This window comes from Nostocoides veronense (assembly GCF_039531185.1).
Taxonomy (GTDB): Bacteria; Actinomycetota; Actinomycetes; order Actinomycetales; family Dermatophilaceae; genus Nostocoides_A; species Nostocoides_A veronense.
The window spans coordinates 1-308 of sequence record NZ_BAAAPO010000017.1 but is presented as its reverse complement, the minus strand read 5'-3'; the positions used below and the strand labels follow the sequence as shown (position 1 = coordinate 308).

At 69.5% G+C, this 308-nt stretch carries 1 protein-coding gene; it reads right to left on the bottom strand.

Annotation, left to right across the window (positions count from 1 at the left end):
- A partial coding sequence (locus ABD225_RS05720; protein ID WP_344082379.1) for a site-specific integrase occupies positions 1-256 on the bottom strand: 256 nt, incomplete at its 3' end.
- Between the last annotated feature and the right edge of the window lie 52 nt (positions 257-308).

The window sequence follows — 308 nt, the reverse complement described above, 5'->3', positions numbered from 1 at the left end:
GCTTGCGGTTGATCGTCGCAGCCGAACAATGCTCGCCCAGCGGCAGCACCGCCACCCCTGCGCCACGCGCTGAAGGTGGCAGCCGCAGCCACGCCACGAACGCCGCGACGTCCTCGACCGTCACCGCGGCCCAGTCCAGCGCACGACCGGCGAGGAAGGCGAACCAGTCCCTCAGGTCATGGGCGTACGCCTTGACCGTGTTCGGTGACCGTCCCGCATCGGTCAAGAACGACAGGAACTGCTCGGCCGGCTCCACGAGCTGCCCGTCCTCACCAACCACCGTCCACGACTCACGCCGCGAGCCGGAC